Here is a 19024-nt window from a genome sequence, read left to right on the forward strand (position 1 = left end):
TATTTTTACAGTAATTAGTGATTTATTTAAATTGCCCTGTCAAACAGGTGTAACACTATTGGATGTTGTCGAACAAAAGCATCGTCAGACTTAGCATAGCCTTCGGAATTATATTCTGGACGTTGCTGCTATTGACCAACCTGTCGATCCTTTTCGATCAGAAGAACAACGCCTCACTGGGCATACCGCAGTTCCTGCCCCACGCTTTTCTCATCCTTTTTATCTTGTCTGTTGGGGTTTATTATCGCTACAGCATTGGTAAAGCAGAGAGCATCAATTTTATCGATTTGTTGTGGCGTGTATTTGTAACCGGCCTTCTTACTACCATCGTTTCACTGTCGATCAAGTTCTTTTTCTACGTTTTTGGAGGCTCCATGCTCACCAAAAACATTCTGTTGATCAACTTCTTTTACCTGGTCAACCTGGGGCTCATTCTATCGTTTTTGATTTCCACCTTCATCGTTTGGAAAAGGCTGATCCTCTATCAAAAATCCAAGAAGCTTCTGCGCACCTGGCAGTTCTTCGAATATTTCCTTTTTCTGAGCCTTGGCTTTGAGTTTTCCGGCTACAAGTTGTTCGACGTTCCTTTTAACACGGTAATTCTCTTGCTCGTTGGCATTGGGCTGATCTTGTCTGTCAACTTAAAATGGGTCGCCTATCTCAATTTTAAGCAAAAGTGGAAAAGCATCTTGTTTCTACTGCTGGTCATCATTTATCTGTGGTACTTCTTCATGAGCCTGGTTGGTTATTCCAATGAGTCCGTGCTGATCACCGACCTCCTCAACAATGTGTTCGTGCTGGCAGTCTTCGCCTTCATCTTCATTTACTCCGTTTTTTCTGTCCTTGTTATCCTGTTCAACCTCCCCACTTCCTCCGTTTTTGAGAGCAAACTGGAAGAGGTCATCAATTTCCAGCGGTTGAGCCAAACCATCCCAACCGGACAAAAAGAAGAGCAAGTCTTCGAAATATTACTTGATAGCGCTGTAAGTGCGGTGTTTGCAGACGCTGCCTGGCTGGAGATCACGGACACAAAGGCCGGCAAGCAGGAACTATTGGTAAGGAACCTGAACCCTGACCTTATAGACAAAATAAAGGAGGCTGCGCAAAACAGCACGTTGAAGCGAATTCTCAACTCTGAGCTGGAAAGAAACCCCACCAGCCAAAAACTGACGGCTACGCTTAAAAAAGTGCCGTTCAAGTCGATTCTGGTGTACCCCATTATTGTTAAAAATGAACAAATCGGCACTCTTGCCTTGCTGAAAGAGGTCGACGACTCCTTCAACAAGGAAATGATCGACATCATCAACACTTACGTCAACCAGGCGAGCATTTCGATTGAAAATTTCCGGCTGCTAACGGAAGCGCTGGAAAACGAGCGGTACAAGGAAGAGCTGAAAATTGCCTCACGGGTTCAAAAAAGTCTTTTACCACAAACCCTTGACAAAAACCACGACTACAACATCACGGCATTTTCTATGGCTGCCGACGAAGTAGGGGGCGATTACTATGACACCTTCCGCATCAACGACAATAAAGTAGCCCTTATCATCGCCGACGTTTCTGGCAAAGGCACGTCAGCGGCCTTCCATATGAGCCAGATGAAGGGAATTTTCCATAGCCTTGCACAGCTGGATCTGGAGCCAAAAGAATTTATGGTGCAGGCCAATAGCGCCTTAAGCCGGTGCCTTGAGAAAACCTCATTCATTACGGCTTCCTACTTCATAATCGACACAAAAAGTAAAGTAGTAAGGTTCACCAGAGCAGGCCACTGCCCAACCTTATACCTCGATGGCCGTACAAGGGAGACCAGCTTCTTCAAAAACAAGGGGCTAGGGCTGGGAATATTGCGAAACTCTTCCTTCGAAGACTATGTTCAGGTTAATGAGTTCTACTACAAGCCGGAGGATGTGTTCGTATTATACACCGACGGTATTACGGAAGCCACTAACCAGCACCAGGAGGAATTTGGGTACGATCGCCTCCGCACCTCTCTACTTAAGCATGCTAACCTATCACCCGACAAAATAAAGGACGGGATCATTGATGATTTATACGATTTCTGTGGAAAGCGGTCGTTGGACGATGATTATACCATGCTTATCGTAAAGTTCTCTGGGCATGAAAACGTTAAAAGTGTTGAATCCGTAAAAACTAAAAAATGATTGAAATCTCTACAGCAGAAGACAAAGAATATGTATGCATTAGTGTTGGAGGCGAAGTAGATGCGAGCTCATCTATTCAACTCGACACAACAATTCAGAACGCAGTATCTGATGGGTATAAAAAAATAATGATCGACTGCTCTGGGCTTAATTATATTTCTTCTGCAGGGCTGGGAGTCTTTATGTCTTACATACAAGAGCTGGAAATAAAGGAGATTAACATGGTTATTTTCGGCTTACAGGATAAGGTTTTCCATGTTTTTCAAATTTTAGGTCTCGATCAGCTTTTAAAAATTGTTGATGATGAAAAGTCCGCTAAGGGTTTATTAAATGTTATATAATTATAAGGCATCGTGCAGTACTGATAAACTTCAGGAGATCCGTCAATTTATTGACGATTTGCTGAGGCAGCATGGCCTTTCCGATGTGGAAAGTCACAAGGTTGTGCTTGCTGTGGATGAGGTGTGCGCCAACCTTATCATTCACTCGCATGGTTGCGATGCCAACGAATCCATTGAAATCTCGGTTGAATTCAAAGCAGACAAAACAACAGTTTTCGAAATAAAAGACCACGGTGAAGCGTTCAACATGGCTCAGTACAAAGAACCTTCTTTGTCAGATATTATCAGAACCAAGAAAAAGGGAGGCATTGGTCTTATGCTGGTAAACAGAATCATGGATAAAATCGAATTCTATCAGTCCAATGGTTACAATGTTTGCCGGCTCACCAAGGATTTTAAAAAGCAATAACAAATACTTCTAGCTGAATAATGAAGCCCCAGGGAGCCCTCTTCGTCCTTTTCATTTTTTCGTTTGGCCTATCAAACCCCGCCTTCTCCCAAAAAGAAGATCCCCTTTTTACGATTGGGGATGAAGCTTTTTCTACGGAAGAATTCCTCTATGCCTTCAACAAAAACCGGCAGGCAACTTCTGGTTCTTTTACAGAGCAAGAGCTTGACGACTACTTCAAACTCTATGTGAACTTTCGGCTTAAGGTAAAAGAGGCAAAAGCACTTGGTTATGATAAAAAGCCAGCTTTCGTGGAGGAAATGGCTGGTTACAAAAAACAATTGGCAAAACCTTACCTGACCGAAAACCTCATTAACGAGGAGCTGGTCAGAGAAGCTTACAGCCGCACTCTGGAGGAGGTGGAGGCTTCCCATATCCTCATAGAAATTCCAGCGAATGCCTCACCTGAAGATACCCTCAAAGCCTACAACCTTCTTCTTGAAATCAAAAAAAGGGTAGGCAACGGTGAATCATTTGCCACATTGGCCAAACAGTATTCGCAGGATCCGTCGGCCGCACAAAACAATGGCTATCTGGGCTATTTCGGCGCCTTCCAAATGGTGTACCCATTCGAAAATGCAGCCTTCAAAACTGCCGCCGGTAAAGTATCTGACCCCTTCAAAACGTCGTTTGGCTATCACATTGTTTATGTCCATGCGAAGCGAAAAGCCCTGGGGTCTATTAAGCTGGCACATATTTTTTTCAAAATGAATGCCGACTCAACATTGGCGTACACTAAAGCTGCAGAGGTAAAGGCAAAACTTGACAAAGGTGAAGTCTGGAACAGCCTGGTGGCGCAATACAGTGATGAAGGTTCTAATAAAAACAAAGGCGGGGAGCTGCCCTGGTTAACATTCAGGCAACTGCCAGCGTCATTTTATACTGCAGCAAGTGGTTTGGATAAACCCGGCGACATCTCTCATCCTCTCAAGGCGCAAAATGGGTGGCACATCATCAAACTGGTAGAGAAGAAGCCCGTGCCGCCTTTGGAAGAGGTAAGGACAATGATTGAATCACGCATTTCGGGCGATGACCGCTCCTCCAGTAGAAATGATCAAACTATTGATAGTTTGATCAGCCGACTAAATGTGAAGATTTTTCTTGAACCGAAAAGGGCCACCTTTTCATTGATAGACGGCAGGATCATTGAAGGCAATTGGTCTTACGACTCCAAAGGCTCAGAATTGAAAAAAGTGTTGGTTAACGCTGCCAATAGCCAACTAACAATAGAAGATTTCTTGCGGTATGTGGAGATAAACCAAAAGAAGGGCAGCAACCTAACAGCTGAAAAGTATGCTGATGAGCTTTGGAACAGCTTCTTGCTGGAGAAGCTAGAAGGCATCGAGCTACAGCAACTCTATGCTACTAACTCCGCTTACAGGTTTTTATACAACGAGTATTTTGATGGCACCCTGCTGTTTGAGGTAATGAACGAAAAGGTGTGGCAGATGGCCAACACGGATACTGTGGGTTTGAGCAGCTTTTTCTCAGAGCACCGGGATGATTATACATGGAATGAACGGGCAGAAGTGTTAAGCATTGAAGGCGAAAATAAAGTGCTGAAAAGCCTGATGGACTCTTCCATCGACACCTTGTTCCTTCTAAGAAAATACACAGTTGGCACCTCATCAGAATGGGGAGCGGCCAAGGCGGGCCTTGCAGAGGTATTCAATTCGATTGACTCCCTGGGACTATCTATTTATGCAAATGAAAAATCGGTTCAGGAAATAAAAACAGCATTTCCCGATGAGGCCTCAAGGGTTCGTTTTATCAAAGATGAGATCAACTCATCTCAAATTGAATTACTTACCCAATCAAAAAGTGTGTTAGAAAAATATTTCAATGGTCTGGATACGCTATCTTTGAAGGTTTCAAGTACTCTGCTTGAAAAAGATAATAACCTCGTTCCCAAAGAATACTGGAAGGCGGGGATTCATTTCGTCAACGACGGTGCCTTCTCGAAAATTCTGTATATAAAAAATATACAGCAACCTGCCCGAAAAGAGCTCGGAGAGGTCAAAGGCAAAGTGGTTTCAGACTATCAGGAATTTCTGGAAACCACGTGGCTAAATGAGCTGAAGGCCAAGTATAGCGTAAAAGTGAACGCCAGGGCTTGGAAAAATGTAGTAAAACAACTTAATGAAAAGTAAATACCTTCCTCTCGTACTCATCCTTTCTCTGTTGCATAGCTGCGAGTTTATAAAGCTAAAATCAGGAGAAGAAGCCAATGTTCAGGAAATTCCCGTAGCACGTGTCTTCGACACGTACCTCTATAAAGCTGACCTCACTGGTATTGCCCCTGAAAATTTGTCCCCTGAAGACAGTGTCAAGCTGGTTGAGAAGTACGTTGATAGTTGGATAAAAAAGCAACTCATGATTGCCAAGGCGTCTTCGAAGATAGAGTTCAACGAAGCAGAAATCGAACGCAAGGTGCTTGACTATAAGTATGCCCTCATGGTGCATGAGTTTGAAAAATATGAGATCGGCAGGCGCCTTAACAAAGAGGTTTCCGAGCAAGAAATACAAACCTATTACGACGATAAGTTTGAGAACTTTCTTCTAAAGCAGAACATTATCAAGTGCCTGTTTGTCAAAATTCCCAAGGAGGCCCCACGAATTTCACGAATCAGGGGTCTGTTAAGAAGTTACCCCGACTCCGACATGGAAGAAATCAAGTCTTATTGCTTCAGGTTTGCCATATCTTCCTCCCTTGAGGACAACGCCTGGCTCAACTTTGACGAGGTGGTGAAAAGCACTCCGCTAGCCACCATACCCAACAAAGTTCAGTTTTTGCGGGATAATTCTTTCGTAGAATCGTCGGACGACAAATTTATTTACTTCATAAAACTACTTGAATACAAAATCTCTGATCAGGTTTCTCCGTTGGAGTTTATCAGGGAAGACATAGTTAATATTATTCTTAATAAGCGTAAAATTGAGCTCGCTAAGAAACTGGAAGAAGAGATCATAAACGAGGCGCAACAAAACGATGAATTTGAAATTTACAGGAACTAGAATATTCGCACTCTCACTGGCTTTTATCATGATGGCGTCCCTGAAAGTATTGGGACAACAAACAATGGTGTTGGATGAGATCATCGCTAAAGTCGATAACTATATCATCCTTAGGTCGGACATGGAAAAATCCTACCTGGAAATGCTATCGAGAAATGACATTACTGGTATCACCAGGTGCGATGCCCTGGAAACGTTGGTTATCAATAAAATGCTTGTTGCTAAAGCAGAAATAGACTCCGTAATGGTGGAAGATGGCGATGTGGAAAGTAATCTGGATCGCCGACTACAGTTCTTCATCAATCAGGTCGGCTCCGAGGAGCGGCTGGAGGAATTTTACGGAAAAACCATCGATCAGTTCAAGGACGAGCTTCGTGAGAGCGTAAAGGAACAGATGGTTGTGGAAAAAATGCAGGGAACTATCACCAAAGATTTAACTGTGACACCTGCAGAAGTGAAGAAGTTCTTCAAAACCATTCCATCGGACTCTCTGCCGTTCTTTTCAACCGAAGTAACTATTGGCCAAATCGTAAAAATTCCTGAGCCTGGTGAAGTTGAAAAAGAAAAAATTCGCACACAGTTAATTGCTATCAGAAATAAAATTCTGGCCGGCGAAAGTATGGCTACCCTTGCCCAGCAGTATTCGATGGATCCGAGTGTGAGGAGAAACAATGGCGAGCTCGGGTTTTTCAGACGAGGAGATTTAGCGCCTGAGTTTGAAGCAACTGCGCTTAGCACGCAGCCTGGAGAGATTTCGATGCCCGTCGAAACCGACTTTGGCTTTCATATTATACAACTTGTAGAAAGAAGAGGAAACACCTACAACAGTCGACACATCTTGATGATTCCGGTGCCATCCCCTGCTGACATCAAAGCCTCCCGGGACTATCTGGACAGCCTAAAAACGCAAATTGAAGCAAAAACGATAACGTTCGAAAAGGCAGCAAAAGAATATAGCGATGACAAGGCGACAGCTTCCGATGGCGGCTTTTTGCTCGATGGCACAGGCGCACCGAGAGTTTCCGTTGAGGAAATAGACCCCGTGCTTTTCTTTACTTTGGATACGATGAAGGTTGGTAACATTACTGCACCCATTGACTACAGGCTAGATGACGGGACGCAAGCTTTGAGACTGATCTACTATAAAGACAAGGTTCCACCTCACCAGGCAAATCTGGAGCAAGATTTCCAGAAGATTTATCAGGCAACACTTAGCGCCAAAAAAAACAAGATTCTATCTGAGTGGTTTCGTAAAGCACAGGGAGATGTGTACATTGACGTTGATCCGGAATTCGACTTCTGCAATCTTTTAAAAGAGAATTACTGATAAACAATGGTTCAGTTTAAAAACGACAAAGAGGCCGCTGATGCTTTTCACCAGTCATATCTACAGTTAACAAAAGAAGTTTCGAAAGTAATAGTTGGTCAGGACAGGGTAGTCAAGCTATTAATTTCGTCTATTTTCTGTCAGGGGCACTCCCTTTTGGTAGGTGTGCCGGGCCTGGCTAAGACCTTGCTCATTCACACAATGGCGTCAGCGCTGCATTTGAAGTTTAACAGGATACAGTTTACTCCTGACTTGATGCCTTCTGATATTTTAGGGGCAGAAACCCTGGACAAGGAACGAAATTTCAAGTTCATCCTGGGCCCCATTTTCGCCAATATCATTCTCGCCGACGAAATAAACAGAACCCCTCCAAAAACGCAGTCTGCTTTGCTAGAGGCGATGCAGGAATACTCAGTGACAATAGGCGGAAAGAACCACCCTCTTGAAAAGCCTTTCTTCGTTTTGGCTACGCAAAACCCTATCGAACAAGAAGGCACCTACCCTCTCCCCGAAGCTCAGTTGGATCGGTTTATGTTCAATATTAACCTGGACTATCCTACGCTGGCCTCCGAAATTGAAATTGTGAAGAATACTACCTCAGAGCGGGAGCAATCTGTGGATCAGGTGATGACTGCGGATGAGATCAAGTTCTATCAGCAGTTGGTGAGAAGGGTTCCCGTGGCAGACAACGTGATTGAGTATGCCGTTAAGCTTGTTCATAAAACCAGACCGAACGACGGAGGGGATGAGCTTGCCAAACAGTACCTGGAATGGGGGGCAGGCCCAAGGGCGTCTCAGTTTCTTGTGCTTGGTGCAAAATGCAATGCACTTATGAACGGCAAGTATTCTCCGGACATCGAAGATGTCCAATCCGTAGCGGAGCCCATCCTCAGACACAGGATAGTGCGTAACTTCAAAGCAGAATCGGAGGGAATAACCGAAGAGCAGATCATCACCCGACTCCTTTAGAGCTAGTTAGAAATGTAGAGGAACGTGCCGTCCGACACTGCCCTGTATTCAACCAAAGGATATTTTGCAGGGCCAGCCGTAGGGTACCCGTCAAGATCGAAGGTCGATTTGCAGCAAAGGTCTTCCATGTAAAAGCCAGAGCTATTCATCGTGACTACTTCACATTCTTTGTCCGGCCCGTAGGTGCAGATTCGATCCCACACCCTATACTCTGATTGAGATTGCCGGTAAACAATCAGACCTTTGTTTCCGCCCGATAAGTACACAAAGCCTCCAACCTGCCGAAGTGACTGATATTGAAGGTTGGATAGGTTTATTTCGATGTTGACAATTTTTGGAGGGATATTAGGGCCAGTGTTCGATTCACTGCATTGAGCAAAAATCAACACCACTGCTAAAACTCCAAAGACACTAGCCAGCCTGCTCAAAGAATGGAGGAAAATTGTTTCAAGAAGCGAACATCATTTTCGGTAAAGAGACGAAGATCCCTCACCTGATACTTCAACAAGGCCATTCTCTCTATTCCCATTCCAAAAGCAAAGCCTGTATATTTCTCCGAGTCAATACCACAGTTCTCCAGCACATTTGGGTCGACCATACCAGAGCCGGCTATCTCCACCCACCCTGTATACTTGCATATGTTACAACCTTCTCCGTTGCAAATAAGACAGGAGATGTCAATCTCTGCGCTAGGCTCTGTGAATGGGAAATAGGACGGCCTGAACCTTATTTTGACGTCTTTATGGAACATTTCCTTGGCGAAATGATACAGGGTGTCCTTCAGATCTGCAAAGCTCACTCCTTCATCTATATACAGGCCCTCTACCTGGTGAAAAATGCAATGAGCCCGTGCGGTAATGGCTTCGTTCCTAAAAACTCTTCCCGGCATAATAGCCCTGAAAGGTGGCTTCCCGCTTTCCATTAACCTTACTTGTACGGAAGATGTATGCGTTCTCAACAATACATCAGGATCTTTCTCAATGAAAAATGTATCCTGCATTTCCCTTGCAGGATGGTTTTCAGGAAAGTTAAGCGCAGTGAAGTTATACCAGTCAGTCTCAATTTCAGGCCCGTCGGCCACCGAAAACCCTATTCTTTCGAAAATCTCTATGATTCTTGCTCTGAGGGCGGTCAAAGGGTGAATGCCTCCTATTTGGTCCGTTGCGGCTGGAAGTGTTAAATCCTTTGTTTCTATGGTTGCCTCTCTACGCTCTTCCAGGCCAGACACCAGCTCCTTGAAGCGATCCTGTACCAGCACTTTTAGTTGGTTCAGAGCTACTCCGTAATCTTTCTTTTGAGCTGGCGGAACATCCTTGAAGGCATCAAACAAATCTGTAAGAACGCTCTTTCTGCTTACAAACTTCATCCTGAACGATTCAAGATCAGCCTCCTTCTCAGCAACAAATTTCTGCACCTCTTCCTTTAACTCTTCAATTCGTTCGATCATGAAAGAAAATTTTAACAAAAGTAAGGAACTCACCCTGTAATCAAAAAGCTGGTTTCCATCGGATTCGGATCAAGCCAAACTTAAAGTCGTATGCTGCTCGAACTATATGTTTTCACAAACTCACGGTAAACACTTCCAATTCCTTGTTCCAAAGTGATAGTTGGCTTGAAACCCATCGCCGAGAGACGGCATGTGTCCATGAGCTTTCTTGGTGTGCCATCGGGCTTTGAAGTGTCGAACTTTAAGGTTCCCTGAAAACCAACAATATCTTTTATTAACAGCCCCAGGTCTTTTATGCTAATATCCTCTCCCCAACCGATATTCAAAAATGACGGGTCCTTTGAATGTGGCTTGGCATCGAATTTTTCCATCAGATAAATACACGCTTCTGCCATGTCGTCGACATGAAGAAATTCCCTTTTGGGGGAGCCGGTACCCCATACTTCCACCTCACTTGCGCCGCTCACCTTTGCGTCATGAAATTTCCTGATCAGCGCCGGCAACACGTGGGAGTTTTTCAAATCATAATTATCATTAGGGCCATAGAGGTTAGTGGGCATTACTGACACAAAGTTACAACCATATTGATCTCTGTAGGCCTCACACATTTTGATGCCAGCTATCTTAGCTATTGCATAGGGTTCATTTGTCTCTTCCAAAAGTCCTGTAAGCAAATAGTCTTCTTTAAGTGGCTGAGGAGCAAGTTTAGGGTAAATGCAAGAAGAGCCAAGAAACATCAATTTGGTAGATTGGTATTTCCAGGCCGAGTGAATGACATTATTCTGGATCATCAGATTGTCGTGTAGAAATTCTGCCCGATAGGTGTTGTTGGCATTAATTCCTCCGACCTTGGCAGCGGCCAGAAAGACATAATCTGGTCTCTCCACCTCGAACAGGCTCTCCACATCAGCTTGGCGGCGCAAATCACATTCCGCCGAAGTCTTCAAAACAAAATTCGAGAAACCCCTCTTTTGTAAGCCCCTTAAAATAGCAGAGCCGACCATTCCCCTATGGCCGGCAATAAACACTTTTGATTCTTTATGCACTTGCTAGAACATTTTAAAGACAATTCTAATAGGCATTTTCCCTATTGAATACGATTGAATAAACAGTCAAAACTATGATTTTCAGGTCAAGAATAAAAGACCAATTCTGAAGATAGAATCTGTCTAGTTTCACCCGAGAGCTCATTTGGTGGAACTTTTGTATTTCGCCCCTGTAGCCCATAGCCTGTGCTAAGCCCGTGATACCAGGTTTGGAAGCATGGCGTTGAGTGAATTTATGGACCCGATTTTGGTACGACTCGTTGAGGGGAATTGGGTGAGGCCTCGGCCCAACTATCGACATATTGCCTATCAGTACATTTAAGAACTGAGGAAGTTCATCAAGACTTGTCCTTCTGAGGAAAGTCCCGACCCTGGTTATTCTGGGATCATTTCTGGAAGCCCATTTGGTATCTGCTACGTTGTTGATCACCATCGTCCTGAACTTATAGCAAACAAATGGGGAGTTGCCCTTACCGTGACGAAGCTGGCGGAAAAGAACCGGACCATTTGACTCCAGCTTTATCAACAAACCAAGGATAGGATAAAGCCAGCTCAATACTAGCGTAACTATAAGAAGGGAGAAAACAATGTCAAATGATCGTTTAACAACCCGATTCAAGATGCCATCGAGTGGGAGGTCGTTGATATCGACAATAGAGATGTCGTCAAATCTGGTAAGAGAATAGGTCTTAAAGAGCTCCGTGTTAAAATGAGGTATTAGCTTGACCTTCTTTAGCTGAGCATCGGCGGCATTGACAATCTGACTAAGAGCGAACCTGTTAACACCCTCACTCACATAGATAAATTCAGTCTGGTTGATTCCGTTTCTAATAAAGTCGTCTATTCCTCCAAGGATAGGTATCCCGTCCTTTTGAGACGCCCCCGAGTAGGTATCATCGTAAAAACCCACACACCTTATTCCATATTCAGGCTTCCTTCTAAATAAGTTGTACAGACGAACCCCCTGGCTATCGAACCCTATGATAATGGCGCTTCTAACATTACCGCCGAACTTCCGATACTTATTGAGAACTATGTGGACAAAAACTCTGTAGAAGCCAACAGCAATAAAAAGCTGAACAAAAATGAGCACCAGAAACTCCCGGTTCAGCTCATAAGCCTCGAAGAGCACCCAGAAGAAAGAAATCAGTGACAGTGATATGAAAAGTGTAAAAAATGCCCTCTTTAGTGTTACATAATAATTGGTAGACCTGCCAATTTTAAAATCTTCGGCAACAACCGAAACCGACAACCAGATGCCCAGGTAAAACCCGAAGGCCCACCGGTATACTGGCTCAAGTTGAAAGCTACCATTAATAAAATAATAGGAAAGCAGGAAAGGTATTGATATGACCACTAACTCTCCAAAGATGAAAAGGGCAGGGAATAGTTTATAAAACCTTTTAGGCATTTTAAAATGCGTTACAGAGTATAGTTAATTCTGCAAAATGTTTTCGGTTTCAATAAGGGTCTTTTCTACAACAGGGTGATTAGTAGGTACTTTAGCTCCAGGGAATTTTTTATTGACTAGTAATTTAGGACTTTTTCTGACTTTATTTTTCACAGATCGCAAAACAAGATAGTCCAACGAAAGGCCGAGAAAAATAGCCGTACCAATTACAATTGGAAGCATTATTGAGTCTGAATAGCTCTTTCCAACGATAGCAATCGCTACGAACATGAAGTTAATAGATGTTAATATAAGCGTGATATGACGATGTTCAAACCCCATCCGCATTATGAAATGATGCACGTGACTCTTATCAGGCGAAAGCGGAGACTTTCCTTTTCTCACCCTTTTTACAAAAATACGGGCAGTGTCAAAAATAGGCAAAATCATTACCGCCACTCCTGTGGCCACCGAACCACTAAACTTTATTGGAGAGCTTGCATTAAGTGCGAAATTGCTTTCGATAAATAAAACGGCGAACGATGCCAGCAGCAAACCAATTGCCAAAGCACCCGTATCTCCCATAAAAATCTTCGCAGGTGACCAGTTAAACATCAAGAATCCAACAATTCCTCCAGCAAACGTGGCCGCTATACCTGCATAAAGGTGCTGCCCATTCAACTCAAACCAAACGCCAAAAAAAGTTAACGCTAACAAGCTAATTGCCCCTGCCAAGCCGTCGACTCCGTCAATTAGGTTGAACGCATTGGTAAGTACAATTATTGTGAAAATAGAAATAGGAACGCCAACATATGTTGGAAGGTCATATACCCCAAACAACCCATAAAGAGATGTTAGCTGTACTCCACCAAAAAATACAACCAAAAGTGCTGCCGCCAACTGCCCTATCAACTTATGTAGAGCGGACATATTAACCAGATCGTCCCGTAAGCCTACCATAAACATAATGCTGACAGCAAACAATAAACTCCTGCTCTGGTTCAGCTCGCCAAATGTAAACCACAATAATGTAGCGAACAATACACCTATCATGATGGGTATTCCACCCATTGACGGTGTATTACCCTTATGGATTTTCCGTCCTCCTGGAGTGTCTGTAATACTATTTTTAACAAAAAAATAGATCACCGCCGGCGTCAGGATAAAGCAGATTAAAAAAGACGTAAGTGCAAAAAGTATCTTTTCCATATCGAAATCGGATGTCAAAGATAGTTCTTAACAATTAACCTGCCAATTTATATGGCTTAATTGTTAAGAAGAAAAATGTAAAATTTTCAAATTTTATGATTTTTCCTAGTAAATCAAGCAAGGAATTCGCTCGAAAAGTGAAATACCTATTGGTAAGAGACTGAGTGTAGGGCACCCAAAAGGATTCACAGAATCCTTAACCAATGAACTCCTAAAGAACTATCCTATGGTTTTGAAGGAACTCCGCTTTCAAAGTCCTCTGCAAACCTGTTTTAAGTGGCACAGGAGGAGTAAAGTTAAGCTGGCTGATATTGTTACTTTTGAATTGAGTAGTAGCGCAGAATTTTTTTACCCTAACACTACTAATAGGAAGCTTTTTCCCGGTAATCGCCGCTAACACATCAAAGCCCATACCTCCCAAATACCCAATCCAGTAAGGAATACGAACTTTACGGCCTGCATCTTCACTCCTGCCTATGGTGATATTCACCTCCCTCACAAGTTCGTTCATTGTGTAGTCAGGCTTGTCTACAGCATTCATCACCATATAGCCTTTTTGGTCAATAAGTGCCACGAGTAGGGCAACGACGTTTTCGATATAAATCATTGACTTACGATTGTTGCCATTGCCAATCATAAGAAACCTTCCGGATACGATCTGAGCCAGCAGGTTGTATACGTTGCCCCGGTTGCCTTCCCCAAAAACCACAGTTGGACGAATCACCAACAATGATTTACCCTCACTGCTTTCAAACCACTTTTCGTATTCCTTTTCCGCCAGTAGCTTAGTCCGTCCATAGTCATTAAAGTGGTTGAATTCCCCCGTTTCGTCCGTTTCGTTTTTCGGCAAGCCATAGACCGCTACCGAACTAGTGAAAATAATTTTCTTTATGCCTAATTCGTCTGCCACCAAAGCCACATTTCTGGCACCATCTACATTGACTTCGTCATAAAGGGAGAGGGGTGTTACATTATCTTTATGCTCTGCTGCAAGGTTGATGATCGTATGGCAGCCATCTAGGCCGCTTAAGAGGCTCCTGTTGTCTCTTACATCACACCACTTCCAATGCTCAGGGAAGGCGGAGCTTTTTTCTACGTCAAGTATAACAAAATCATCCCCTTTTTCTTTCAATCTGGCAGCAAGCCTGGAACCTATAAAACCCGAACCTCCAATAAGTGCGATCATTTAAAAACTTTAATAACTACATTCCAAAATAGAAAATAACAAGATTTTAAAAAAGACAAGCGTTCCACTTCATAAAAAAGTTTCCAATTATACTTAAGCAGCTTAATTTTATTGCTGGAGACAGACATACTTCGCTGAGTGTAAAGTGCGAGCGGCTGATCACCTACACAATATGCGTAAGATGTCTTCTTCAAAATACTTAGCCAAAGTCCATAATCCTGCCTCTTTTTAATCTGAGGCATATACATCTTCCCCAACGCCTCTGCATCATATATGGCTGTCAAGCATCCAATATAATTCGTCCTCAGCAATTTACTGTAATTCAGTCTTTTTGGTAAATCATTTCCTTTCTTCAAAATATCGCCTTCTTCAGAAATTGTAGAATAGTCTGAAAAACAAAAAACTGCTTTGGATTGCTTCATAAAGGCTATCTGTTGTTGCAGTTTTTGTGGAAGCCACTGATCATCAGCATCTAAAAAAGCAACGTACTTACCCTGTGCCTTTTCAATGGCGCAATTTCTCGCAAAGGCAGGGCCTTTGTTTTCATTATTTAGAAGAAGTATTATCCGACTATCTTTTTTTGCAAAGCTCCTTACAATTTCTACACTTCCGTCAGTAGAGCCATCATCAACCACAATCATCTCCCAATCATGAAAAGTTTGTTTGACAACTGAGTTAATCGCGTTAGCAATAAATAGCTCAGCATTAAAAAGGGGTGTGATAATAGACACCGATTTACTGCATCTATCGATTAACATTGCGAGTTTTTTAATTGATTCCACGTATCAATCATCAACTGCATAGATTTTTCGATATCAAAATTATTCTCTATTGTCTTTCTGGCTTGCTTACGAATCCCAATGAACTTCTCAGGATTAATAAAAAACTGCGTCAGAATAGTAGCAGCTTTTTCGTAATCATGATATTCAACCAGAAACCCATTTTGGCCATCCTGGATAAGTTCTTCCATCCCTTTAGTGTTTGTAGAAACACAAAAGCAGCCGTTAGCCATTGCCTCTTTCACAACATTTGGCAGTCTTTCTCCTTTATACGAAGACATAAATAGGAAAACCGGAGAATCCTTCAATTTCTCAAGTAACGTCGAATGACTGATATGTCCCAAAAAAACAACGTTTTCTGATAGGGTGAGTTGTCCGGCCAGTTCTTCGAGGCGACCTCTATCAGGTCCGTCACCAGCTACAGACAATTGAGCAGTCGGAAATTTTTCTGAAAGAATCGAAAAAACCCTCATAACATCTTCGAAAGATTTCTCTTGAATAAGTCTTCCAGCGGATAGAATTTTAAAACTGTTTGCTTCATTCAAATGATGCGGGGCAAAAGGAATCTTGGACAAATCAAGAGACTGGTACACTAAAGTAATCCTGTTTTCTTTTACTCCCCAAGACTTGATGTCATTGATATTCTGTCTTGCCCAGGTAAATACCCTGTCAGCGACAAGTACCATTTTCTTGCTAATCCCGAGCGCCATTACGAGATCATATGCACTTAGAGATATGGTAACAACTGTCCAAGGAGATTTCTGCTTGATAAGAAGGCCAACAAGAGAAGGAAAATGACCCCAATAGAGGTGGACAATATCTATTTTCTGTTTTCTTATCTCCCGAAAAACGAAAAAACTTGGAGGGAGCAAGACAAGGCACTTAAACATATTTTTAAAGTCCCCCATACTGTTTCGTATTACCTTGCCAAGCAGGACTATCGTAAGATCAAGATTCAAAATCATTTCCCAACACCCACTTACAATAGCTCTTGAGTGAAACGTACTTTGGTCGATACCCTCCAACCCTCTTTCCTTTATCAGCTTCGAGTGGTCTTTATGATAGCCTTTCAACGCAAAAACACTTACGTCTATCTTCTTCCGGGCTAATTCTTTTATGTCATTCGAAACAAACACCTCGGAAGGCACAGGAAATTGCATTAGTACATACCCTACTTTCATTTTATGTCTCATTGGAAGTAAACAAAAGCCTTCCCCGGATAACTATTGCTAAGAAAGCGTTATATAAAAACGAAGTTCTAAACTGCTCGGTAAGATTATTGCCAATTGCACATACTGGTAATGCAAGTAACCATATGACGGCTGCAAGAAAGAAAACAAACAAAGGATGGGCTGGCGATAACTTTCGTAAAATCTTAATTAACGAATACAGGGCTATTAAATAAGGAATAATGAAGATGGTGAATAACCCAACAACACCATAACGAAAGAAGAAGAAGGTATAAATACTTTCAACGTACTCCATGACATCTTTGGCAGGACCATTGCCGAAAAAGAAATTCAGTGGACTAGCAGTCGCATACTCGATTGCCATATTAAGCTGCTCAAGCCGTGTTGAGCCTGCACTAATCTCCTGCCCTCTATTATTCCAAATTTTTACAAATTCGTAGGTCAGATATTGATAGTTCTCAATGAGGTATCCAACTGAAGCAATGAAAAAAATGATTGATAGCACCAGCAATAGATTATACTTGATCAGTGTTTTAGGTAATTTAAATTCTCGAAGGCTCCTAAAATTGACCAACACCATCATGGCAGGCGTTATTATAACCAGGCCAAAAAGCATGCCCACAGCTATGGACCTCGACTGAGTAGATACAAACATTAACAAAGCGAGTAGGAGCAGAAATATAAATTTCCATGACTTGTATAAAAACTTCAAAAAGAAGTAATAAATGTAGAAACTCATCACAAACGCATAATCGTATGGGTTTATAAAAGGCGCACAAACCCTCCGAGATTTGACATTATGAGCTTTCGTGAACCAAGCGATGAGAGGATCAAAAAAACCTACAAGATGAGCGACGCTTAAAAGGACAAATCCGGTGAAGACAATAAGTAGCCCCTTTTCAAGACTTATAAAACTTTCTTTGCTGTTGAATGAATAAAATGTTAGTAAAAAAACAGAGGCGTATAGCACAGGCCTGTATATATCCGATAAATCCCTAATTGTAATAGAGAAATCGTTGAAAATAAAGCCAATTATAGAGGAGACCGGTAGTAGGAGGAAGTAAATGAAATAAGCGGCAAAAACTCCAAAAATCGCTTTCCTTTCAGTGGTGTTGAGGGGAAGAGTGCCTCTTAGAAAAAAAGAGATGGAGAGCCAACACAGCATTATCGTGCAAACAATTATAGCTAAAACACCAGCACTACCCAAGCGATCATAAAAAGGAGGAGCAAACAACGAAAACATTGCTATAATAAAAAAGGCACTGACTTTGGTTGAGTCCGTTCTATCAATCAAAAGGAATTTCTGGATGCGTCCCACTATTAAAAATTCGTAGAACTATTATTTAGCTGACTTCTCCTCATAAGTACGATTTCGTGTCCTCGCAGAGCAAACATCATTGGTCGCATTGCTCTATTACGGACACCCATTTATTTAGTACATTTTTGTTTGAATAGATTTCCCTGACTTCTGTGGCATTTTGTCCATACTTCTGCTTAAGAGATTGATTACCAGCTAAACTTTCCATAGCAATTGCCATAGCTTTGTATGACTGATTATCAACCAATATCCCGTTGTGTCCATCTTCTATTATTTCAGATGGGCCTACTTCACAATCAAAGCTAATGACCGGACAACCCGCAGACATCGCTTCGAGTAAGACATTGCCAAAGCCTTCAAACCTTGACGAAAAAACGAATATGTCACACATTTTGTACCAATCGAGAATATTACCTACCCGACCAGGCAGCTTAATGCGCCCTTCCAACCCATTTTCAAGAACCAACTGTTCCAGGTTCTCCCTTTCTTTACCCTCACCGGCAATAATCAAATCCCAATTAGGTATTTTTCCTGCTATTGTTGAAAATATCTTTATTAAGTTATCAAATCCCTTTTGGTCATCTAATCGACCAACACTCAAAAAATATTGCTTTTTGGGATCAAAAAACAGGTTTGGATCAACAAAGGGATCAAAAGAGAGTAAAGGCCAATCAATGGAAACCGGAATTACATTGACTTTTTTAAGTTTAGTATTCTTCATCACCCAAGTTGCAGTTGACTGTGTCAGGGTAACGGAGCTATCCGCATATCGATATAGATACCTACGAAGACCCCTCCAAATAAATGATGGGTTTTCGTATGGAGGATGATTTCTTTCAGAAAGAATTATTTTGGTTTTTAATTTTAAAGAAGCCAGCAGCAATGTCAGTGAAGGCTCTGTCATCATGCCAATTGCTACATCAACATTGTTCTTTCTTAGTACTTTCCTGAGAGCAAAAATATCTCTAAGGACCAGAAATTTTCTGGTTACCCAGTTACTCTCTTTCCATTTACCAATTGTTATTCTTACAACATTTCTCGGTGTGGGGTAAAAATCCTGAGATGGTGAATCACGACAGGCTAAAAAAACAGAATATCCACGTTCAGCAAGGTAGGCCGACAGATTGCAAGTTACTCTTTGAGCCCCTCCAAGGGCTAGCGAATTAATATATAATAATATTACTTTTGATGCCATAT

At 42.2% G+C, this 19024-nt stretch carries 17 protein-coding genes; 7 read left to right on the forward strand and 10 right to left on the reverse strand.

Translation table 11 applies throughout. From position 1 onward, the window contains the following. Window positions 1-62 precede the first annotated feature (62 nt). Genes AAC052_RS11440 through AAC052_RS11470 form a run of 7 tightly spaced genes read left to right on the forward strand, consistent with a single transcriptional unit; the run spans window position 63 to window position 8262 of the window. Window positions 63-2162: a GAF domain-containing SpoIIE family protein phosphatase gene (locus AAC052_RS11440; RefSeq protein WP_339813340.1), complete on the forward strand. Its 2100-nt coding sequence runs from the start codon at window positions 63-65 to the stop codon at window positions 2160-2162. Next, window positions 2159-2503 carry an STAS domain-containing protein gene (locus AAC052_RS11445; protein ID WP_317489196.1) on the forward strand — a complete coding sequence of 115 codons (345 nt, stop codon included), beginning with the start codon at window positions 2159-2161 and terminating at the stop codon, window positions 2501-2503. Before AAC052_RS11440 ends, AAC052_RS11445 begins: the two co-directional genes overlap by 4 nt. After that, window positions 2493-2912 (forward strand): ATP-binding protein, encoded by a 420-nt coding sequence (locus tag AAC052_RS11450; RefSeq protein WP_317489195.1) that lies wholly within the window; start codon window positions 2493-2495, stop codon window positions 2910-2912. Before AAC052_RS11445 ends, AAC052_RS11450 begins: the two co-directional genes overlap by 11 nt. A 20-nt stretch (window positions 2913-2932) precedes the next feature. Beyond that, a complete protein-coding gene (locus AAC052_RS11455; protein ID WP_339813341.1) occupies window positions 2933-5101 on the forward strand; it encodes a peptidylprolyl isomerase in 2169 nt (722 codons plus the stop codon). After that, on the forward strand, window positions 5091-5966 hold the full coding sequence (locus AAC052_RS11460; protein ID WP_339813342.1) for a peptidyl-prolyl cis-trans isomerase: 876 nt from the start codon (window positions 5091-5093) through the stop codon (window positions 5964-5966). Before AAC052_RS11455 ends, AAC052_RS11460 begins: the two co-directional genes overlap by 11 nt. Next, window positions 5941-7293, forward strand: a complete 1353-nt coding sequence (locus AAC052_RS11465; RefSeq protein WP_339813344.1) for a peptidylprolyl isomerase — start codon at window positions 5941-5943, stop codon at window positions 7291-7293. Before AAC052_RS11460 ends, AAC052_RS11465 begins: the two co-directional genes overlap by 26 nt. A 6-nt stretch (window positions 7294-7299) precedes the next feature. Then, window positions 7300-8262 carry a MoxR family ATPase gene (locus tag AAC052_RS11470; RefSeq protein ID WP_317489191.1) on the forward strand — a complete coding sequence of 321 codons (963 nt, stop codon included), beginning with the start codon at window positions 7300-7302 and terminating at the stop codon, window positions 8260-8262. A 2-nt stretch (window positions 8263-8264) separates the two neighbouring features. On the opposite strand, the gene AAC052_RS11475 is transcribed toward AAC052_RS11470, so the two are convergent. The 10 genes from AAC052_RS11475 to AAC052_RS11520 form a co-directional block, all read right to left on the reverse strand. Beyond that, a complete protein-coding gene (locus AAC052_RS11475; protein ID WP_339813346.1) occupies window positions 8265-8690 on the reverse strand; it encodes a hypothetical protein in 426 nt (141 codons plus the stop codon). Beyond that, window positions 8687-9709, reverse strand: a complete 1023-nt coding sequence (gene pheS, locus AAC052_RS11480; protein ID WP_339813348.1) for a phenylalanine--tRNA ligase subunit alpha — start codon at window positions 9707-9709, stop codon at window positions 8687-8689. The genes AAC052_RS11475 and pheS overlap by 4 nt, the downstream gene beginning before the upstream one ends. Before the next feature lie 80 nt (window positions 9710-9789). Then, entirely contained in the window at window positions 9790-10755 is a 966-nt protein-coding gene (locus AAC052_RS11485; protein ID WP_339813350.1) for a GDP-L-fucose synthase, read from the reverse strand. Window positions 10756-10780: 25 nt separating this feature from the next. Then, entirely contained in the window at window positions 10781-12166 is a 1386-nt protein-coding gene (locus AAC052_RS11490; RefSeq protein WP_339813352.1) for an exopolysaccharide biosynthesis polyprenyl glycosylphosphotransferase, read from the reverse strand. Between the two features lie 24 nt (window positions 12167-12190). Further along, entirely contained in the window at window positions 12191-13354 is a 1164-nt protein-coding gene (locus AAC052_RS11495; protein WP_339813353.1) for an MraY family glycosyltransferase, read from the reverse strand. Between the two features lie 211 nt (window positions 13355-13565). Continuing rightward, on the reverse strand, window positions 13566-14540 hold the full coding sequence (locus AAC052_RS11500) for an NAD-dependent epimerase/dehydratase family protein (protein WP_339813355.1): 975 nt from the start codon (window positions 14538-14540) through the stop codon (window positions 13566-13568). After that, window positions 14537-15298, reverse strand: coding sequence for a glycosyltransferase family 2 protein (locus tag AAC052_RS11505; RefSeq protein ID WP_339813356.1), 762 nt, complete (start codon window positions 15296-15298; stop codon window positions 14537-14539). The genes AAC052_RS11500 and AAC052_RS11505 overlap by 4 nt, the downstream gene beginning before the upstream one ends. Then, the gene (locus AAC052_RS11510) at window positions 15292-16500 is read right to left on the reverse strand and encodes a glycosyltransferase (RefSeq protein ID WP_339813359.1); all 1209 of its coding nucleotides are present in this window, start codon (window positions 16498-16500) and stop codon (window positions 15292-15294) included. Before AAC052_RS11510 ends, AAC052_RS11505 begins: the two co-directional genes overlap by 7 nt. Window position 16501: 1 nt before the next feature. Next, window positions 16502-17827: a hypothetical protein gene (locus tag AAC052_RS11515; RefSeq protein WP_339813362.1), complete on the reverse strand. Its 1326-nt coding sequence runs from the start codon at window positions 17825-17827 to the stop codon at window positions 16502-16504. Between the two features lie 76 nt (window positions 17828-17903). Next, window positions 17904-19022, reverse strand: coding sequence for a glycosyltransferase family 4 protein (locus AAC052_RS11520; protein ID WP_339813365.1), 1119 nt, complete (start codon window positions 19020-19022; stop codon window positions 17904-17906). Window positions 19023-19024: the final 2 nt, after the last annotated feature.

Origin of the sequence: uncultured Imperialibacter sp. (genome assembly GCF_963974565.1) — a bacterium.
Lineage (GTDB): Bacteria > Bacteroidota > Bacteroidia > Cytophagales > Cyclobacteriaceae > Imperialibacter > Imperialibacter roseus.

Coding starts and splice junctions, on each gene's coding strand:
- AAC052_RS11510 (WP_339813359.1), bottom strand. CDS start 16,500: ATGAAAGTAGGGTATGTACTAATGCAATTTCCTGTGCCTTCCGAGGTG.
- AAC052_RS11470 (WP_317489191.1), top strand. CDS start 7,300: ATGGTTCAGTTTAAAAACGACAAAGAGGCCGCTGATGCTTTTCACCAG.
- AAC052_RS11445 (WP_317489196.1), top strand. CDS start 2,159: ATGATTGAAATCTCTACAGCAGAAGACAAAGAATATGTATGCATTAGT.
- AAC052_RS11465 (WP_339813344.1), top strand. CDS start 5,941: ATGAATTTGAAATTTACAGGAACTAGAATATTCGCACTCTCACTGGCT.
- AAC052_RS11520 (WP_339813365.1), bottom strand. CDS start 19,022: ATGGCATCAAAAGTAATATTATTATATATTAATTCGCTAGCCCTTGGA.
- AAC052_RS11455 (WP_339813341.1), top strand. CDS start 2,933: ATGAAGCCCCAGGGAGCCCTCTTCGTCCTTTTCATTTTTTCGTTTGGC.
- AAC052_RS11500 (WP_339813355.1), bottom strand. CDS start 14,540: ATGATCGCACTTATTGGAGGTTCGGGTTTTATAGGTTCCAGGCTTGCT.
- AAC052_RS11495 (WP_339813353.1), bottom strand. CDS start 13,354: ATGGAAAAGATACTTTTTGCACTTACGTCTTTTTTAATCTGCTTTATC.
- AAC052_RS11460 (WP_339813342.1), top strand. CDS start 5,091: ATGAAAAGTAAATACCTTCCTCTCGTACTCATCCTTTCTCTGTTGCAT.
- AAC052_RS11505 (WP_339813356.1), bottom strand. CDS start 15,298: ATGTTAATCGATAGATGCAGTAAATCGGTGTCTATTATCACACCCCTT.
- AAC052_RS11450 (WP_317489195.1), top strand. CDS start 2,493: ATGTTATATAATTATAAGGCATCGTGCAGTACTGATAAACTTCAGGAG.
- AAC052_RS11490 (WP_339813352.1), bottom strand. CDS start 12,166: ATGCCTAAAAGGTTTTATAAACTATTCCCTGCCCTTTTCATCTTTGGA.
- AAC052_RS11440 (WP_339813340.1), top strand. CDS start 63: ATGTTGTCGAACAAAAGCATCGTCAGACTTAGCATAGCCTTCGGAATT.
- pheS (WP_339813348.1), bottom strand. CDS start 9,709: ATGATCGAACGAATTGAAGAGTTAAAGGAAGAGGTGCAGAAATTTGTT.